Annotated in this window: 17 protein-coding genes; 6 read left to right on the plus strand and 11 right to left on the minus strand. The window is 36.8% G+C overall.

What is annotated here, in order from left to right:
• Positions 1-38: 38 nt before the first annotated feature.
• Together DQM95_RS07350 and DQM95_RS07355 are read right to left on the minus strand one after the other, a co-directional pair.
• On the minus strand, positions 39-1,238 hold the full coding sequence (locus tag DQM95_RS07350) for a glycoside hydrolase family 88 protein (RefSeq protein WP_037593355.1): 1,200 nt from the start codon (positions 1,236-1,238) through the stop codon (positions 39-41).
• Entirely contained in the window at positions 1,238-1,672 is a 435-nt protein-coding gene (locus DQM95_RS07355) for a PTS sugar transporter subunit IIA (protein ID WP_037593354.1), read from the minus strand. The genes DQM95_RS07350 and DQM95_RS07355 overlap by 1 nt, the downstream gene beginning before the upstream one ends.
• A 282-nt stretch (positions 1,673-1,954) precedes the next feature.
• Between DQM95_RS07355 and DQM95_RS07360 the strand changes: the two genes are divergently transcribed.
• Genes DQM95_RS07360 through DQM95_RS07375 form a run of 4 tightly spaced genes read left to right on the plus strand, consistent with a single transcriptional unit; the run spans position 1,955 to position 5,114 of the window.
• Positions 1,955-2,767 (plus strand): gluconate 5-dehydrogenase, encoded by an 813-nt coding sequence (locus DQM95_RS07360; protein WP_037593409.1) that lies wholly within the window; start codon positions 1,955-1,957, stop codon positions 2,765-2,767.
• A gap of 24 nt (positions 2,768-2,791) precedes the next feature.
• A complete protein-coding gene (locus tag DQM95_RS07365) occupies positions 2,792-3,433 on the plus strand; it encodes an RpiB/LacA/LacB family sugar-phosphate isomerase (RefSeq protein WP_037593352.1) in 642 nt (213 codons plus the stop codon).
• A 27-nt stretch (positions 3,434-3,460) separates the two neighbouring features.
• Positions 3,461-4,468, plus strand: coding sequence for a sugar kinase (locus DQM95_RS07370; RefSeq protein ID WP_037593350.1), 1,008 nt, complete (start codon positions 3,461-3,463; stop codon positions 4,466-4,468).
• Between the two features lie 13 nt (positions 4,469-4,481).
• Complete coding sequence (locus DQM95_RS07375; RefSeq protein WP_037593348.1) at positions 4,482-5,114, plus strand: bifunctional 2-keto-4-hydroxyglutarate aldolase/2-keto-3-deoxy-6-phosphogluconate aldolase; 633 nt, start codon at positions 4,482-4,484, stop codon at positions 5,112-5,114.
• Positions 5,115-5,169: 55 nt separating this feature from the next.
• Here the strand turns inward: DQM95_RS07375 and DQM95_RS07380 are convergent, their stop codons facing one another.
• The 7 genes from DQM95_RS07380 to DQM95_RS07410 all read right to left on the minus strand — a co-directional run bounded on the left by DQM95_RS07380 (position 5,170) and on the right by DQM95_RS07410 (position 13,223).
• Complete coding sequence (locus DQM95_RS07380) at positions 5,170-7,281, minus strand: AAA family ATPase (RefSeq protein WP_037593345.1); 2,112 nt, start codon at positions 7,279-7,281, stop codon at positions 5,170-5,172.
• Positions 7,282-7,697: 416 nt separating this feature from the next.
• On the minus strand, positions 7,698-10,349 hold the full coding sequence (locus DQM95_RS07385; RefSeq protein WP_037593342.1) for a valine--tRNA ligase: 2,652 nt from the start codon (positions 10,347-10,349) through the stop codon (positions 7,698-7,700).
• Positions 10,350-10,421: 72 nt separating this feature from the next.
• Positions 10,422-10,988, minus strand: coding sequence for a shikimate kinase (locus tag DQM95_RS07390; RefSeq protein ID WP_037593340.1), 567 nt, complete (start codon positions 10,986-10,988; stop codon positions 10,422-10,424).
• Positions 10,985-11,602: a DUF1349 domain-containing protein gene (locus DQM95_RS07395; protein ID WP_037593338.1), complete on the minus strand. Its 618-nt coding sequence runs from the start codon at positions 11,600-11,602 to the stop codon at positions 10,985-10,987. The genes DQM95_RS07390 and DQM95_RS07395 overlap by 4 nt, the downstream gene beginning before the upstream one ends.
• A gap of 11 nt (positions 11,603-11,613) precedes the next feature.
• Positions 11,614-12,144, minus strand: a complete 531-nt coding sequence (locus tag DQM95_RS07400) for a DapH/DapD/GlmU-related protein (protein ID WP_037593337.1) — start codon at positions 12,142-12,144, stop codon at positions 11,614-11,616.
• A 254-nt stretch (positions 12,145-12,398) separates the two neighbouring features.
• Positions 12,399-12,947 carry a helix-hairpin-helix domain-containing protein gene (locus tag DQM95_RS07405; RefSeq protein WP_037593335.1) on the minus strand — a complete coding sequence of 183 codons (549 nt, stop codon included), beginning with the start codon at positions 12,945-12,947 and terminating at the stop codon, positions 12,399-12,401.
• 21 nt (positions 12,948-12,968) lie between these two features.
• Positions 12,969-13,223, minus strand: a complete 255-nt coding sequence (locus tag DQM95_RS07410; RefSeq protein ID WP_037593334.1) for a DUF1912 family protein — start codon at positions 13,221-13,223, stop codon at positions 12,969-12,971.
• Between the two features lie 253 nt (positions 13,224-13,476).
• On the opposite strand from DQM95_RS07410, the gene DQM95_RS07415 reads away from it, so the two are divergent.
• Both DQM95_RS07415 and DQM95_RS07420 read left to right on the plus strand, forming a co-directional pair.
• The gene (locus tag DQM95_RS07415) at positions 13,477-13,902 is read left to right on the plus strand and encodes a MarR family winged helix-turn-helix transcriptional regulator (protein ID WP_015911669.1); all 426 of its coding nucleotides are present in this window, start codon (positions 13,477-13,479) and stop codon (positions 13,900-13,902) included.
• Positions 13,903-13,917: 15 nt separating this feature from the next.
• Entirely contained in the window at positions 13,918-15,288 is a 1,371-nt protein-coding gene (locus DQM95_RS07420) for an MATE family efflux transporter (protein ID WP_046389558.1), read from the plus strand.
• Positions 15,289-15,377: 89 nt separating this feature from the next.
• On the opposite strand, the gene DQM95_RS07425 is transcribed toward DQM95_RS07420, so the two are convergent.
• Both DQM95_RS07425 and DQM95_RS07430 read right to left on the minus strand, forming a co-directional pair.
• A complete protein-coding gene (locus tag DQM95_RS07425) occupies positions 15,378-16,193 on the minus strand; it encodes an MBL fold metallo-hydrolase (protein ID WP_037593332.1) in 816 nt (271 codons plus the stop codon).
• Positions 16,194-16,205: 12 nt separating this feature from the next.
• Positions 16,206-17,417 (minus strand): MFS transporter, encoded by a 1,212-nt coding sequence (locus DQM95_RS07430; protein ID WP_046390661.1) that lies wholly within the window; start codon positions 17,415-17,417, stop codon positions 16,206-16,208.
• Between the last annotated feature and the right edge of the window lie 216 nt (positions 17,418-17,633).

Raw genomic sequence — 17,633 nt, forward strand, 5'->3', positions numbered from 1 at the left:
TCATTTTTTATGTATTAACTAAATTTGACAGTTTTAAATCACCAATACAATTCCCAGTCTTTGTAAAAACGTATCAATGCTTCAAGATAATAGTAATCACCCCAAATGTTGCCTTCATCGACACCTTTGCCAGAATGCCAAGAATATACCCCATGTAATAAAAGTGGGCGACCTTCCTGATAGTCTTCATTGGCATAGTTATCAATTAAACTTCGCAACATAGTATGCATGGCATACTTATATGTTACCTTATCCGAATCTACCTCTGGTAAATACTTAAGCATCTCGTGAATACCACAAACAGCTACTGCTGTAGCAGATGAGTCACGCGACTGTCCTGAACCATCATTAAAGATTAAATCCCAATAAGAGACATTATCTTCAGGTAAACGATTTAAGAAATAATTAGTCATTCCTTTGAACAAATCAATTTGGTCATTATCTTTCATCTTGCGATAGCTGAGCGGGATACCATAAATCCCCCAGGCTTGACCACGTGCCCAAGCTGAATCATCACTATAACCTTGACGCGTTATCCCTTTTAGGGGCTGACCAGTTTCAGGATCAAAATAATAGGTATGATATGCTGAAGCATCTTTACGAATAACCGTGTTTGCTGAAGCATAAAAATGATTCTCTGCAATCTCTTTATATTTCTTGTTTCCAGTTTGTTCAAAAGCAAAAAATAATAATTGAATATTTAAAAGGCAATCAATAATAAGTCGGTAATGGTCTTTATGGCCAAGTTCTCCCCAAGCTTGTATAAAACCACCTTTTTCCTGATAACGTTCAATCAATTTGTCAGCTGCCTTCAATGCAGCCTCAAGAGCATCTTTGTCTCCATTGATACGATATTCAGCCATACACGAAGGAGTATATAAGAAACCTAAATCATGATGATCTAATTCAATTTTATGATTGATACGGTCTAAAAAAGATAAAACATTCTGATGCGCTAATTCTTTTAGAGATGGATCACCATTGTATTCATATGCTAACCAAAGACAACCTGTCCAAAAGGCATTTGTCCACTCAGTATTATCCATCACATTATACTGATTATTAAAGGTTGCTGGTGTTGGATACTTTTCACCAAAATAATCCATATTGATATATATCTGTTTTAAGGCCTTATCAATTGCAGACTTAACTTCATCTTTTGTTAATAACGGTCTTTCTTGGAAACGATTTGGATTCTCAATCGTCTCAAGAGCTACTTTTCTAATTTTTCCTACCATTAAATTCCTCCTTCAAAAAGATTCTCATCTTCAGAACATTCGATACATGAAGAGAAATCTACAATTCCTTTTTGTGCTGAAGTGATAACTTTTTCAGTTAAGTCTTCCAGATTATCTACAATCTCCCTTGAAAAAACAGCTTCCATCAACATAGCTAAGTTTAGTCCAGATAAAACGTTAATCTTTTTATCATCATGATTGACTGAAACTGTAGATGCGATGTTAAAAGGTGTTCCGCCAAGTAAATCAGTTAAAATTAAAGCTTGTTCCACTCCTTGTAAAGAAGCTTCTAAGGAACTTCTGACATTATCTGCTGACATTCCTGCAAGAAAATCTATAACAGCGATATTTTCTTGTTTACCCGCAATCAATTCTAATGAACTTAAAATGCCGTTTGGAAAATGACCGTGAGCTACAATGATAATTTTTATCATAAAACCTCCTGTTTAAGTTTACCGGTTTACTTTATAAACTGATTATAGCGTTTTCATTTCCCCCTGTCAACATGATTTTTAGATATTTCTTTCTCAGTTTTGAAAAAAATTTTTTGCTATTTTTCCACGCTATTATAGTAGGAAAAGGCTGTTTAATGACTTTTTATATAGTAGCATGAATTTTCTTTTTGCTTTCTTGAACCGTTGACAAAACCGGTTTACTATGTTATTGTTTTTGTAAACAGGTTTACTACCTAAAAAATAATTAAGGAGGACATTATGATGACTCAACAATTTTTACAAGATAACTTTTCTCTTGAAGGTAAGATCGCGCTTATCACTGGAGCTTCATATGGCATAGGATTCTCAATTGCTACTGCTTTAGCCAAAGCTGGCGCTAAGATTGTGTTCAATGACATCAATCAAGACCTAGTTGATAAAGGTTTGGAAGCATACAAAGAGCTTGGAATAAATGCTCACGGGTACATCTGTGATGTTACTGACGAGGATGGCATTCAAGCTATGATTAAACAAATCTCTGATGAAGTTGGTGTTATTGATATCCTTGTTAACAATGCAGGAATTATTAAACGCCAACCAATGCTTGAAATGAGTGCTAAAGATTTTCGACAGGTTATCGATATTGACCTTAACGGACCATTTATTGTTTCAAAAGCTGTACTTCCAGGCATGATTGAAAAAGGCCATGGTAAAATCATCAATATTTGTTCTATGATGAGTGAACTTGGTCGTGAAACCGTTTCTGCTTATGCTGCTGCTAAAGGTGGTCTTAAAATGCTAACTAAAAATATCGCCTCAGAATACGGTTCAGCTAATATTCAATGTAATGGTATTGGTCCTGGTTACATAGCCACCCCACAAACAGCCCCACTTCGAGAAAAACAGGCAGATGGCTCCCGTCATCCGTTCGACCAATTCATTATTTCTAAAACACCAGCTGCTCGTTGGGGAGAAGCTGAAGATTTAGGAGCACCAGCAGTTTTTCTTGCCAGTGACGCTTCGAACTTTATAAACGGACATATCCTTTATGTAGATGGCGGCATTCTTGCCTATATCGGAAAACAACCCCAATAAATCAAATAAGGAGTTATATCAAAAATGAAAATTGCTTTAATTAACGAGAATAGCCAAGCCACTAAAAATAATATAATCTTTAATGAGTTAAAAGCTGTTACAGATAAAAAAGGCTTTGAAGCCTTTAATTACGGTATGTATGGTAATGAAGGGGAAAGCCAATTAACTTACGTTCAAAATGGTCTCCTTACTGCTATTTTATTAAATAGTGGTGCAGCTGACTTTGTCATTACAGGTTGTGGTACAGGAATGGGAGCAATGCTTGCATGTAATAGTTTCCCAGGAGTCACCTGTGGTTTTGCCGCTGATCCAGTGGATGCTTATCTCTTCTCTCAAGTTAATGGTGGTAACGCCCTCTCACTACCATTCGCTAAAGGATTTGGATGGGGTGCTGAACTTAATCTCCGTTATATGTTCGAACGTCTTTTCGAAGATGAAGTTGGGGGAGGTTATCCCAAAGAAAGAGCAATACCTGAACAACGCAATGCTCGTATCTTAAACGAGGTCAAAGCCATTACCTACAAAAACTTGCTAACTATTCTAAAAGAAATCGATCAAGAATTTTTAAAAGAAACCATTTCAGGAGAACATTTCCAGGAACTCTTCTTTGCTAACTGTCAGAATAAAGAAATTGCAGATTATCTTAAAACTCTCTTAAATGTTTAATAAAATTATAGAAAGGATTAGCTTCTCATGTCGAAAATCCTATTTTTTGGCGAGCCTTTGATTCGTATAAGTCCTCAAAATATTGAAAACTTTTCAAATGGTGTGCAATCGCACTTATTTTATGGAGGTTCAGAAGTAAATATCGCTCGTGCCTTATCTGGCTTTGGTCAGAAAACGAAGCTAATTTCTGCTATTCCTGAAAATCCAATTGGCGATAGCTTTTTAAGATTCTTGCAGTCTCAAGATATTGATACTAATTGCATCCAAAGAACTGGTAACCGTATGGGGCTCTATTTCCTTGAAAATAGTTTCGGATGTCGACAAGGTCAGGTTATTTATGACAGAAAAGAAAGTAGTTTGCATGACTATCAAATAGAAGCTGATCAAATTGATCACATATTTTCTGATGTAGACCACTTTCACTTCAGTGGTATTACACTATCTCTAGCTAAAACTATCTGCGATACGACTAAGGTGCTACTTGATGAAGCTAAAAAAAGAGGTCTATCAATCTCCTTTGACCTCAATTTTAGAAGCTTTTTAATTGCTCCAGAAGAAGCTAAGACACTTTTTTCGGAGTTTGCACCTTACGCAGATTATTGTTTTGGTATCGAACCTTTAATGATTAATGACCATGATATTGAATTTTTCAATCGCAATGAGGCGACAAATGAAGAGATTAAAAAAAGGATGAATGATTTGATGGATAGATATGATTTCAAAGCTATTTTTCATACTAATCGTTGTTCAGATCATTTTGGTCAAAATGTATATCAAGCCTATTTACTTAATAAAGACAAGCAGTTCTACATGTCAAAAGAGTTAAAAACACCTGTTCTTCAACGTGTCGGAAGCGGTGATGCTTTTGTTGCTGGTGCATTATATCAAATCTTCAATAATGCTAACTACCAAAACATTGTAGATTTTGCTGTAGCCAGCGGCACATATAAATGTGTCGTTGAAGGTGACAATATGTTTGAGTCAGTAGGGACCATAACATCTGTCTTAAATCAATTTGAAGATATTAAGCGTTAGATTGGAGTAATCAATGACAAAATCAGAAATAATCAGTCAACTCCTCACTCAAAAACTGGTTGTAGTTATTCGAGGGAATACTGAAGAGGAAGCTTACAAAGCATCAAAAGCCTGTATTGCCGGTGGGATCACTGCAATCGAAATCGCCTATTCCAATAACAAAGCAAGTCAGGTCATTGAACACCTTACTAATGACTACATAAATTCAAAAAATGTCATTGTAGGGGCCGGTACAGTCTTAGATGCTGTGACAGCTCGAATGGCAATTTTAGCCGGGGCAAAATTTATCGTTTCACCTGCTTTCAGTGCCGAAACTGCAAAAATTTGCAACCTCTATGCAATCCCCTATCTGCCTGGTTGTATGACACTAACAGAAATAACAACTGCTCTTGAATACGGTTGTGAGTTAGTAAAACTGTTCCCAGGAGGAACTATTGGACAGGACTTTATCTCATCAATAAAGGCACCACTCCCACAAGTTCAAGTTATGGTTACTGGTGGTGTTAATAGCGAAAATGCAAAAGAATGGTTCCAAGCAGGTGCATCAGCAATTGGCATAGGTGGAGAATTTAATAAACTGGCAAGTAAAGGAGAATTTGAAAAAATAAGTACTTTAGCAAATGAATACTACACTAAATTAGATTAAATATCTATACCTTCCTATTAATACATAGGAAGGTATTTTTCTATTTCATAAATTTTTATTTTTCCCAATTTACAATAAAATGATTCTCTGCATTGTTATCAATAAATATATTTTTGAGAATTTCTATTATTTCTTCTTCAGATTTACCATTCGGGTCACTAGAGAAGTTTTCAAAATCGAATGCTGAATGTGAATTAACATTAAATAATTTTTCAGCTTCTAAATTGTTTTTGTAAAACTCTTCACTTGATAAATTATTAAAATTAATAAAATTTTCTAATATGCGTCTGATAGGATTTAACATATAGTCTGGCTTATGACGACTATACAACCACTTTAATTCTTTCCATAATAAACTATAAGATGTATGTAAGTCGTCCTCCGAAGAACTAATAAATTTATACTGTGTTTTTTGTCCAGCTTTATACAGGTGAATGGTACTTTTAGAATAATTTGCTCTTTTACTTCCGTTCCACCATTTGTATCTACAGTTTAAATAAAAATGAATATTATGAGTCAAAATAAATATTTGATCTTCGCTACCTAGATTCTTCAATAAATGTTGCAATTTCATTATAATAAGATATTGTGTATTATCATCATTAGAGTTCATAGGGTCATCAAATACTATAATTCGATTTTTTCCTGAATTTTTTTTGGTGTTGGCTAAATCTGTAATGAACCATAAAAAGCCAACAATATTTTTTTCACCTGTACTTAATGTTGACACAGAACGTCTATTACCATTCAAATCATTTATTGCGTATTGTCCCTTTTGATTACTTTTTACTAAATTTAAACTAAAACTTTGATTTCCTATACTTTTTAAGCATTTATTTATACTTTCAGCTGCTATAGTTTCATCAACACTTAGATTTATTAGTTTTGTTCGTTCAAAATACATTTTTTTAAGTATATTATTTTTTTCTTCAAATTCTTTTAAAACTTCATTGTACTTTTCTTTTAATTTTGAACCTTCTTTAATTATCTCTTCATATGATTCATTTTCTAGTACTTCAGCAACATAATGGTATTTTAACTTCAACCTCGCTAAATCTTTCTCTTTTATAAGATTACTAGATATTTTATTATTTAAATCACAAATAGTTTTATATTCATCAATAAATTTGTCCATGTTAATAGAGGGATTAACATAAATTCTCTCTTTTACATTAAAAATATCAATTTTTCTTTCATAAAGCTTTTCAGATAGAAAATCTAAAATTTGATTGGTTGAATTTATATATTCTAATAAAGTAATATTTAATGCTTTTATTTTCTCTTTTATCTGAGGATAGAACAACTGTTCATCAATCTCCTTAAAAGAATTAACTTTGTTTTTATATTCTCCAATAATATCTAAAGCAATTACAATACGTTTTTCAAACTTTTTAATATTTTCATCAAAAAATTCTTCTAAGTGATTAAGTCTTTCCTCTGATAATATATTCCCGCAAAATGCACATTTTTGTTCATTTTTATGAAAATGAATACCTTCTCTTACCCAATTTTGAACATCCAAAGACATAAACTCTATTAAAGTAACCTTCGCTATTTCATATTCTAAAATGGAATTAGTTGCTTCAATAAATTTGTTGATATTCTCAAATCTGTAATCAACCATCGAAGTACTTGGTAATTTTTTTTGATAGAAAGTCGTAAGTAAATTTTGAATAGAACTTTCTTCAAGTCTCATTCTTTGAGGAATATCTAATTGTAATTTTCTTGAATCATAATTTGGTCCAAACAGATATGTATATTCGTTCTTAAGTTTAGAAGCACCTCTAGTACATAATTTTCTATATATGTCTTTGCTTTTATTGTATTTATTTTTAATATCTATAAATGAACTATATAGATTTGGAAAATCTCTCTCTCTAATTTCATTTTCCAACATTTTTATTTGTGTAGTAATCTCTTCAATCTCAGGTTGTAAATCAGCATTTTTAGTACCTAAAGAAATAGCATCTAATTCGGAATTAACTGCAATTGAATCTAAACCCTGAAATATACGAATATCATATGATTTTGAATATTGCTCTTCAATTAGTTTTGTTATTGTTGACTTTCCTGTGCCATTCTTACCAAAAATGAAATTTTTTTGTTTTAGATTGACTAATTTTGTATTTTCAAACCTGTCGTTTGGTAAATCAATTTCAGTGATCATATAATAATTCCTCTTATTATAAATTATAAAAATGAAAGCGTTTATTTAAATTTTATTATTACTAATAAAAAATTGCAATACAATAAAGGTATATTTGTAAAGTATTTCTATAATAAATAATTTGAATTAAACACTAAATGCCCTGTCACTAGACTAAATAACTAGTAACAGGACTCCTTTTTTTATTATCACATCGATAAATAGATTTCAAAACGATAACCGTTCTATCATTCCATCCGCAGTTGAGACTAGCAATAGCTCTGCAGACAGTAGTGAAGGTACAGCAAGTATGGCTGATGATTAACAATAGGTTTTTACGTTAAATCAGTTAAAATCTTTTCAGTACGACAAAGAACCCCGTCACTTAGACTTATGGTCTAGCGGCGGGGCTCTGAGGAAGTAGTGAATGATTTTAACTATTTTACAAGTTTCTTCATCTCTCCGATACGCTCTTGAGTCGCATCATATTTGGCTTGATAATCAGCTTGTTTGTCGCGTTCTTTTTGGACAACTTCTGGTTTGGCGTTGGCGATGAAGCGTTCGTTGCCAAGTTTTTTGCCGACCATGTCTAGTTCTTTTTGCCATTTAGCAAGCTCTTTGTCTAGACGCGCTAATTCTTCTTCCACGTTGAGAAGATCTGCTAGTGGAAGGTAGATTTCGGCACCCGTGATGATGCTTGTCATGGCTAATTCTGGAGCTTCCAAGTCAGCTGAAATCTCTAATTTTTCTGGATTTGTGAAGCGGTTGATATAGTTAACATTGTCTTTGAAGAAGGCTTCAAGTGCATTATCGGAAGTTTTAACCAAGATGGTAATGGCCTTGCTTGGTGCGACGTTCACTTCAGCACGCGCATTACGAACCGCACGAATCAAGTCTTTCAAGCTCTCAACACCTTTATGCGCAGCTGCATTTTCAAAAGCAGGGTTAACTGTTGGGTAGGCTGCAACCACGATTGAGCCATCCGCATATTGTGCAAAGATTTCTTCTGTCACAAATGGCATGATTGGGTGGAGAAGACGCAAGATTTTATCCAAAGTGTAAAGAAGAACGGAGCGAGTCATGACTTTTTCGTCTTCATTGTCGGAATAAAGCACTTCTTTAGTTAGCTCGACATACCAGTTAGCGAACTCTTCCCAAATGAAGTTGTATAAGATGTGGCCGGCAACACCAAACTCGAACTTGTCAAAGTTCTCCGTAACTTTGACGATAGTCTCATTAAGGTTGTGAAGAATCCATCTATCGGTCACATTTCCAGCTTCTGAGGCAGCCACTTTAGCCACATTGCTTTCTGCTTCTGCTAGTGTCAAGCCTTCATTGTTCATGAGGATGTAGCGGGAAATGTTCCAAATCTTGTTAATGAAGTTCCAAGCAGCATCCATTTTTTCGTAAGAGAAACGAACGTCTTGTCCTGGGGCAGAGCCGTTTGAAAGGAACCAACGAAGGGCATCAGCCCCGTATTTTTCAACCACGTCCATTGGATCAATCCCATTGCCCAATGATTTAGACATTTTACGGCCTTCTTCGTCACGGATAAGCCCGTGGATAAGGACATTTTGGAATGGGCGTTCATTGGTAAATTCCAATGATTGGAAGATCATACGAGATACCCAGAAGAAAATGATGTCATATCCTGTAACCAATGTTGATGTTGGGAAATAACGTTTGAAGTCTTCGGCATTTTCATCTGGCCAACCCATGGTTGAAAATGGCCATAGAGCAGATGAGAACCAGGTGTCAAGGACATCTTCGTCCTGTTTCCAGCCGTCACCTTCTGGCGCTTCTTCACCAACATAGATATCGCCTTCCGCATTATACCAAGCAGGGATTTGGTGACCCCACCATAATTGACGCGAGATAACCCAGTCATGAACATTTTCCATCCAAGACATGAAGGTATCATTGAAACGTGGTGGGTAGAATTCGACCTTATTATCTGTATCTTGATTAGCCATGGCATTTTTAGCCAATTGGTCCATTTTAACAAACCATTGTGTTGATAAACGTGGCTCAACAACAGCACCCGAACGTTCCGAATGACCAACAGAGTGAACGCGTTCTTCGATGCTTACGAGTGCACCTAGCTCTTTTAACTTTTCAACAGTTGCTTTACGGGCTTCAAAACGATCCATACCGGCAAACTCACCAGCCAATTCATTCATGGTACCGTCGTCATTCATGACATTGACTTGTGGCAAGTTATGACGTTGTCCAACTAAAAAGTCGTTAGGGTCATGAGCAGGTGTGATTTTAACGACCCCAGTTCCAAACTCAGGATCTGCATGCTCATCGGCCACGATTGGAATAAGCTTATTCACGATGGGTAAAACAACATGTTTACCGATTAAGTCCTTGTAACGAGGATCTTCTGGGTTGACGGCAACTGCCACATCACCAAACATGGTTTCAGGACGAGTTGTGGCAACTTCTAAAGCGCGTGAGCCGTCTTCCAACATATAATTCATATGATAGAAGGCACCTTGCACGTCTTTATGGATAACTTCAATGTCGGACAATGCTGTGCGGGCAGCCGGATCCCAGTTGATAATGAACTCACCGCGGTAAATCCAGCCTTTTTTGTAAAGCTCTACGAAGACTTTTTTGACTGCTTGAGAAAGGCCCTCGTCAAGGGTGAATCGTTCCCGCGAATAATCAACTGAGATACCCATTTTGCCCCATTGCTCTTTAATAGTAGCGGCATATTCGTCTTTCCATTCCCAGACTTTTTCTAGAAATTTTTCACGCCCTAAATCGTACCGAGAGATCCCTTGGCCACGAAGACGCTCCTCAACTTTAGCTTGTGTGGCAATACCGGCGTGGTCCATTCCAGGTAACCAAAGCGTATCAAAGCCTTGCATGCGTTTTTGGCGGATAATGATATCTTGGAGGGTAGTATCCCAAGCATGACCAAGGTGGAGTTTACCAGTTACGTTTGGTGGTGGAATAACGATAGAGTATGGTTTGGCTTTTTTGTCACCTGAAGGTTTGAAAACGTCTTGGTCTAACCATTTTTGGTAGCGACCCGCTTCAACTTCGGTTGGGTTGTATTTTGGTGATAGTTCTTTAGACATAATTGTCCTTTCTTAATGCTTAATATCATTTTTTTGATTCTAACTAGGATAAATCATTTATAAAATAGAAAATCACTTCTCTTTTTCTATTTTCTCCATAATTCCCACAATGTCGTTGGCCACCTCTTGGGCACTTTTATGACTATTATTGATTTTATAGTAATGGGTAAGATTTTCTGGTGCAACTTCACTGTTAAAAGTGGCAAAATCCATCGTGGTGAGAATGTCTTTTTCTGACCAGTCAATGTCTCTTTTGAAAGGCTTGTGCTTGAGGCGATTTTCAGTTTGATTTCGGGCAAGGCGTTCTTCTAAGGATGTTTCTAATTCGACAAAGAGAACGTCTTGCTTATGAGCTGCAAAAATGCTTTGAAGGGTGGCAAGTAAGGCCAAATCTTTGGAATCTCCAAAATCAATAACCACTGTAAAAATCATAGCTTGTCCCGTTTTAGCAAAGGTCTCAAAAAAGTCAAAACGAATCTTTGTAATCAAGTCCATAGCATCTTTGGACCAGGGCATAAATTTGAGGACAAAATCAATGCTTTCATGATTGTGAAAAAGCGTCATTTCTGTCATTTTTTCCACTTCCTGACCAATAGTCATTTTGCCCGAAGCTTGCGCACCAATGATAACAAGGTTCATTCAAGTACCTCGTCCGGTGCCTGTCCATCGTGAGATGGCCATTGGCATTCTAACACTTGAAGGTCTGTGAAGCGAGCGGTGAAGGATGAATCCTCAGGGCTACAAGCATAAATGCCACATTGAATTGGGCCTGTGGCTTTAGCCATATGGCAAATCCGCATTTGTTTGAAAGTCTGACCATCTTGAGAACATTCCAGGCGAAAATCATTGCCACGACGGCTGAGTCGGTACCACATCTCCTTAATAGAAGCATCTATTTCAGTGGTTGCCCAATCTGAGTACCCTTGGTTTGTGACAACTGATCCTAAATGTTGGAAGTCCTCATTTTCATATTCAATAGAAGCTTTTAACCAGTTTTCAGAGTCTAAGTACATGACCAGTCCACATTGGTCAAAGCGGTGCTTACTATTGAAAGTGGTTTTGACCACGAAAGAAAAATAATCGTCATCAATGGTCATTTGCAAAAGAGGCGCATTATCATTTTGAAAATGGTAATAAGTCCGCTGCCACAAATCGGTGTGGGGTTGTGTTTCAATGACAATTTCCTGATTTGAAATACTAAATGACTTTGGCTCTCTAGTCCAAACCATTTCTTTACTATCATAAACTTTCATAGAGCTACCTTCTAACTTTCTGGATCAACTTTTTTAAGGACTTTTGCTGGAACGCCACCAACCACGGTATAAGCAGGAACGTCTTTAGTGACGACGGCTCCTGCTGCAACTACTGCCCAGTCACCGATGGTGACACCTGACAAAATAGTGGCATTTGAACCTATCCAGACATGTTTGCCAATGACAATGGAATCATATGAATTCTTGCGGTCCTGACTTGGTTCTAGAGCATGATTGACGGTTGCCAGTACCACATTGTGGCCAATTAGACTACCTTGGCCAATATGAATGCCTCCTTGATCTTGGAAATGACAGCCCGAGTTGAGAAAGACATTTTCTTCAAAGGTCGTGTTCTTGCCAAAATCAGTATAGAAAGGGGGAAAGACACGCAGACTATCCGGCACTTTCTGTCCAGTAATTTTGGACATCAAATCTCTGATTTCTTCAGGTTTATGATAATGGCTGTTCATTTCCATAGTTAAAGCGATAGCTTCCTCAAATAATGCAGCATCTTTAAAACTGGTATAACGACGTTCAATCATAGTTTTCCTCCAAAATAAAAATCCCTATCTAGCCATAGCTAGACAGGGACGAATATGCTTATCCGCGGTACCACCCAAATTCACATATCCATTGATATGTGCATCTTTTTCAATTCAATTGTAAACCTCAGCAACACCTTTTGACATCTGTGCGGGTTTCTCAGTACTGCCGCTTCCTGTAACAGACAAACTCATTAGGACTCTGATTACTGTTATTCTAACAGATTAGCGCCTTTTAGGCAATCTTCCTTCGCTTATTTTTTAAATGTAACGCCGTTTTCAACTAATTTATCAATGGTTCCTTGACCAATACCGTTGATATCAAGAACTTCTTGTTCTGTCCATTGTTTGAAGTCAGCTTTTGATTTGATGCCTTCATGGTAGAGCATTTCAACCAAGTCAGAACGGATTTCTTTCACTTCTTTAAGGTTTGAAAAGTCTTCAAGGCTCAACTTGCCATCGATACCAACATTTTCGCTTAAGGTTTCAACTGTTGCTGGACCTACACCTTTGACTTCAAGCAAGTCATCTTCTGACATGTCTTTTAACTCGTCAGTAGATGTGACACCCTTGTTATAAATGTTTTCGACAGCGTCTGAGCGAACACCTTCTAATTCTGGTGTGTCAGCAAATTCTGCTAAACTTGGTTTCTCAGTAATGGTTACTGTTTCAGCATCAGTAGGGATTGCTGTAATATCGGTATTAGCATCAAGAGAAATTACTTTTGGATGTTCTTGACCAATAATCCCTTGACGTTTTAACTCTTGCTTCAGTTCTTTTTTACGATTTTTGACTTTAGCCATAATTCTTTCCTACTTTCTATTTTAATAGTTTCGTTTTCCAAATAAATCATCCGGCATGTCGTGGAAGGATTTACCATTGTGATAATTGTCAAATTTGCCTAAAAGAAATTGATAGGCGTCTAATTTACTTTCATAACGAATGAAAGCATCTTTAGCACGCTCGTCTCCATCTTCCTGAGCAATTTGTTGACTTGTCGTCATTGCAACTTGATTAACTTGAATCTGAGTTTGCACCCATTCTTCAAAGTCTTTTATAAATTCTTTTTCGAAAGACATAAAACCTTCCTTCCTCAATTGATAGACAAATTATACCATAAGTAGTCAGAGAGTGCTATTATCAGTCATTAGAAAGGCTTACATGGATGCTTGCTTCTTTTTCAGTATCTATAAGAAACCCACTCGTATCAATATATGTGTGGTCACTTTGTAAAAATAAAATTTTTTCACATTTTTAGAGATTTCCATCGAAAAAGATAGGAAGCTATGTTATAATAAAACTATCATTTAGATAGGAAGCTATGCAATTATCATGTTTAAAGATCATATTGGAATTTTAATCAAAAAAACCAGTCAAGCTTTTGATAAGACTGCTAGTCAGGTCTTAGCTCCAAAAGGCTTGACACCTAGTCAATTTAAAATTTTAAAATATGTAACTTTAAGACCTGAAGCCAGTGTGCGTCAGATTGATATCGAAAACTACTTTTGCATGTCAAACCCAACTGTCACTGGCATTCTTCAAAATCTTGAAAAAAATCAATGGATTTATCGACAAAGTCACTCTGAGGATAAACGGTCAAAAGTGATTATGTTAACCGACAAGGCTAAAAATGCTAGTCTTTTTATTTTGGAAACAAGTGATCAGATTGAAGAAAGCTTCACTGCTGTTCTAACAGATTCAGAAAAAGAGACTTTGCGCCACTTATTAAACAAATTACAGGAAAATCATCAGGAATAGAATAGCGAGGTATCCATGCAAGCAAACGATTTTCAACTAAAACCCATTCCCCAACTCCTTTTTAAAATGGCTATGCCGGCTATCACAGCCAATTTAGTCAACTCCCTCTATAATATTGTCGACCAAATTTTTATTGGGCACAGCGTTGGCTATTTAGGTAATGCGGCAACCAGTGTTGCTTTTCCCTTAACCATTCTCTGCCTAGCCTTTGGCTTAACCTTTGGTCTTGGTGGAGCTGCTAACTTCAACCTCTCTTTAGGTCGCGGACAAATGGACAAAGCTAGTAAAGTAGTCGGCAATGCCGTATCTCTTTCTATCCTCTCGGGTGTTATTATTGTTGCTTTGATTATCATCTTTTTGAAACCACTGTTGATTATTTTTGGGGCCACAGATGCGACCATGGCTTATGCCCAAGACTATACTTCCATTACAGCCTTTGGTATCCCTTTCTTGCTTTTCACCTTTAGTGTCAATCCACTGATTCGTGCTGACGGCAGTCCCAACCATTCTATGATGGCCATCATCTTTGGGGCTGTCCTCAATACCATTTTAGTGCCTATATTTATCTTTGTTTTTGGCTGGGGAATTAAAGGTGCAGCCTTTGCAACCTTAATCAGTCAGATCCTCTCAGCTCTTTATATGGCCCTCTATTTCCGTCATTTTAAATCAGTTAAATTGGTCGCCAATGACTTTAAAATTAGGGCTGATATCTTCAAGGCTATTGTTTCTGTTGGTTCTTCTTCATTTATCTTCCAGTCTTCTATGTTACTGATTCAAATTGTCAGCAATAACATGTTGCGTCGCTTTGGCGCCGAGTCCATTTATGGTAGCGATATCGCAATCGCTGTGGCTGGTATTGTCATGAAGATTAATAGCTTATTTATTGCCATCATTATCGGACTGGTCCAAGGGGCTCAGCCGATTATCGGATACAACTACGGGGCTAAAAATCTTGAACGCGTCAAAGAAACAACTGTCTTGCTCCTCAAAACAGCAACCATTATTTCTGTGATTGCCTTCTTCAGTTTTGAAGTCTTCACTCGACCATTCTTAGAACTCTTTGGAACAGGATCTAAACTCTATTATCAGTTTGGCATCATGTATTTACGTGTATTCCTCTTCTTTGTTTTTGTCAATGGTATCCAAATTGCATCAACGACCTTCTTCCAAGCCATTGGTAAAGCCAGAATTGGTGCCTTTCTATCCTTGATGAAACAGGTCATCGTTCTTCTACCATTACTATTCATTCTGCCACATTTTATGGGAGTTGAGGGAGTCATGTATGCTGCTCCAATTTCTGACTTTTTTGCCTTTGTTTCAGCCTTTTATTTCTTAAGACGGGAATTCAAGCGCATGCCTCATGACTTAAGAGCTGATGAAATCTAACCGTAAAACCAAATCAACGAACAAAAAATCCAAGCTCTTTAAAAAGAGCTTGGATTTTTTAGTGAATGTCTTTTTAAGATTTAAAAGTTTTACTTTTTAACTAAGTCTAAGCCTTCACCAACATTCAAGGCATGAACACGATCTGGGTTAAGAACATCTTGGCGCAATTGTTCTGGATTTCCATTGAAGGTATTCCAGTCTGGAGCGTCAATAGATCCCCAATGGATACAAAGTAAATCTGCCTTTGGATAGGCTTCTGCTTCTTTTAAGGCTCCCTCATAAGTGATATGCCAGTTATTATCACTAAAATCAAAGAGAATCATATCTGCTTGTGGCATTTCTAAGTGTTCTGGCATCAATTTTGTATCAGATGGTAGCCAAATGGTCCCATCTGCTGTTTCAATCCAGAAGCCCACATATTCTTCTTCTTTCCACTCACGATAATTGTACTTGGACATGCTATTTTGCCAGTTGTGTCGTGTTGGCGTTGTGGTAATCTTGATATCATTCACCATGAAACTTGCGCCGACTGCATGTTCTTCTGCCGCGAAGCCTTTTTCGCTCATGACGTCTGCCACGTATGTTGGGGCATGGTAACTTTTTATGACCGCTTTGCAATTTTCCAAAGTTTCAAAACTTAAATGATCGTTATCAATATGAGAAATTAAGAGGCCATCAACTGTGGGAATGGTTTTAGAGTCAATAGGCATATCAATTAATAAGGGCATGTCAAAACTATCAAGAATGGGGTCAATGAGCAAAATGGTTCCACGGCTATTAATCATGATTGAGGCATTGCCTAACCAATAAACTTTTGTACCCTCTATTTTGTCGAAGGCTGAAATGGGGAGCTTAATCGTTTTTTCAGGCATTGCTTGTCCTGCTGGACTAAATGTTACTGACATAGAATTCTCCTTTTAGGCTTTGCCTTTTTTGTTAGCATAGATAACAGCTAAGCTACCGATGGCAATTAGGGCTAAGAATAGAAATAAACTTGGATAATAAGATTTTGTGAAATCATAGATGAAGCCAATGGCTGAGAAGGCAATAGCCGCACCTAAGTTTGAAGCGAAGCCAATCAATGGGTAAGCTTTCCCATAATCATTCACACCATAGATATGACGCGTCAGTAATGGGGTTGCTACAGCTAAAATACCGAAACTTGCTCCTAATAGGAAGGCTCCTGGCATTAAGAGACTTGGTGTTTTCCCAATAATAAGGAGCAAAATACCGAGTGTGAGTGCAAAAATAAGGACAAAGTTAGCCTTAATTGCGCCAATTTTATCCGAAAGGAAGCCGACCACCAATTTTGAAAGAATATTTCCAAGCATAGCCATTGACAATAAACTTGCTCCGACAGTGACATCTAAGTTAAGGGTTTCTGCAAAGCCTGGGAAATGTTGAGCCATACTGGTAATGAAACTCAAGCTAACACCAAAAACAATCATGGCAATTAAGGTACTATTGACTTTAAAGTGGCTAGTTGGCTCTAAGTCAGTTAACGCATCTTGAACTTCTTCTTTTTCCTTAAATCCATAGGCAGTTAAGCCCTCTTGTCTTGGATCTAGTTTGAAGGGAAATAGTAGAGCTGGCAGGCAGAAAGCCAAGAAAATGAGTCCTTGAACCAAGAAGGCAAATTGCCAACCTTGACTTTGAATCACTTTGGCAAGAACAGGTGAAATCAGTGCACCGATGATGCCACTAAAGCTCAAGGTAATACTAGTAGCCAGACCATTTTTTTCATTAAACCAATAATTAATGATATAGGTCAAGGTCATGATAGAAAACATTCCCGTACTGAATCCACGTAAAAGACTGAGCAGATAAAATTGCCATAAATGACTTGCCATGCCCATTAAGGCCGTTGAAGCAAAGCCAACTGCTATTGAAACCCACATGAGTAATTTGAAAGGTACTTTTTCCAATAACTTGATAACAAAGAGTCCTGCAATGGCTGTAACAATAGAAAATATGGTCATATGAAAGGCAAAAGAGCCACGATAAATTCCTAGTGCTTCAGAAACAACGCCATAAAAGACGCCAGATGTGTTAATAGAAACGCCAATTGTTGCGGCTGATAAACCACATAATGTTATTAAGACTTTCCAGGCTTTATGTCCAGATGTCATATATTTTCCTCCTGATTGACCAACATCTATTAGAATAGGATGGCTTTTTCTTTTACTTTACCATAATTAAAATACCTAAACAATTTGATTTTCCTTGATTTGTAATCAAATTTCACAAATTAATGATTTTCCTCAAAAGTGTGAAATGAAATTTCAAAAAAAATCATTTTTGTGGAGAACTTTTTGAAGAAATAGTCTTGCACCAAAGGTCAAATT

It is taken from the genome of Streptococcus uberis, from assembly GCF_900475595.1.
GTDB classification, from domain to species: Bacteria; Bacillota; Bacilli; order Lactobacillales; family Streptococcaceae; genus Streptococcus; species Streptococcus uberis.